The sequence below is a fragment of the Butyricicoccus sp. genome (assembly GCF_050872565.1).
In the GTDB taxonomy this organism is placed as follows: domain Bacteria; phylum Bacillota; class Clostridia; order Oscillospirales; family Butyricicoccaceae; genus Butyricicoccus_A.
Map to the genome: position 1 here is coordinate 1 of NZ_JBNMHC010000448.1, position 1,551 is coordinate 1,551.

Annotated in this window: 2 protein-coding genes; both read right to left on the reverse strand. The window is 48.9% G+C overall.

Annotation, left to right across the window (positions count from 1 at the left end; all coding sequences use genetic code 11):
• On the reverse strand, window positions 1–618 hold a 618-nt coding region (locus tag ACR0P9_RS12385), incomplete at its 3' end, for a hypothetical protein (RefSeq protein ID WP_432620595.1).
• Between the two features lie 110 nt (window positions 619–728).
• Window positions 729–1,551, reverse strand: an 823-nt coding sequence (locus tag ACR0P9_RS12390; protein ID WP_432620597.1) for a S16 family serine protease, incomplete at its 5' end; no start/stop codon positions are given.

Below are 1,551 nucleotides of genomic sequence, written 5' to 3' on the forward strand. Positions count from 1 at the left end.
ATACAAACAAGAAATCTGTTTCTTGGCAATAGGATGTCTCTGTAATCCGCTTGATGTCCAATACCACGTCAGAAAATCATCCATAGGCATCGCAAGATATGTTTCCCACAGCTCCGGCCGATCTAATGCAATGGCAAGTTCCGGCATGTCATGCATACCAACCTGCCACCCTGCGTCCGGCTGCACGGTTGAAAACCAGTCGCGTCTCTGCGCATCCCAGTTTGAGGCAAATACGGTATCTTTGTGCACCGGATAGCCGGTTAACGTCTGTGCCAATTGTCCATCGTCTTCTGCCAATTTCAAAGAGATATATTGGCTGTATTCCACCATAAAATCTGTCACAACTTGTTTGTAATCCGACTGCCTGCACTCAACGCGATATAAGATGAAAAATTCTGTTTTCTGCTCTATTTCACAACAGACATCACGCAAAACAACGATACGATACGCACCGTCTTTCCGGCAATACACATGCAGCTCTATCGTATCCCATTTTTTCTGCCATTGCCGCGGCACACGAAAAGTAAAACCAATCCGCGATACATCCAAAATACTGACCTCTTGTATTTTCTCCCTTGCTGACAGCAAATGTCCGCTCAAGATGGAAAACGGAATCATTCGGTGCGCTCCTTTCTGTTTGCATTGGTTCTATTATACGGTTTTTATACGAAAACAGCAACAAAAATCCCAAGAGCGTGAACTCTTGGGATTTGCTGTATATTGCCTGTTTATTGTAAGCCGGTCTTTTCCAGCACTTCCGAAACACGGCTGACCGGAATGATTGTCAGCTGCCGCTTGACTTCTTCTGCGACATCCTCCAAATCTTCCTCATTGTCCTTCGGAATAAATACTGTGCGAATGCCTGCACGAACAGCGGCCATCAGTTTCTCTGGTAAGCCGCCAATCGGCATCACGCCGCCGCGAAGCGAAACTTCGCCAGTCATGGCAATTGTCGGATCGACCGCTCTGCCTGTGACAAGAGATGCCAAAGCTGTCGTCAGCGTAATGCCCGCGGACGGGCCATCCTTCGGCACAGCGCCTTCCGGCACATGAACATGCAGATCGTTTTCCTTAAACAGATCTGCTTTGTCCGGATACATGCTCTTAACCAAACTCATCGCTACCTGTACCGATTCCTTCATGACATCGCCAAGCTGTCCCGTGATGCGAACCTTGCCTTCTCCCTTGGTAAACATGGTCTCCAAGAACAGAATATCACCGCCTGCCTGTGTCCAAGCAAGACCCGTGACAACGCCGGATATACCGGCATCCATCGCCTTATCGTGCCGAATCGGCTTGCGGTCAAGCATTTCCTTGAGCTGCCGCGTGCCGACAGAGATAGATGTCTTTTCTCCCTTGACCAATTTCACCGCAGCACTGCGGCACAAGGTATCCATGCGCTTTTTCAGACCGCGCACACCGGCCTCCATGGTGTAATCCGAAATAATCTTGCGAATTGCCGTGTCAGAGACCTTTAAATTGCCCGGCAAAATGCCCATGCTGTCTATCGCCTTTGGGAGCAAATGCTTCTTGGCAATCTGTAATTTTTCC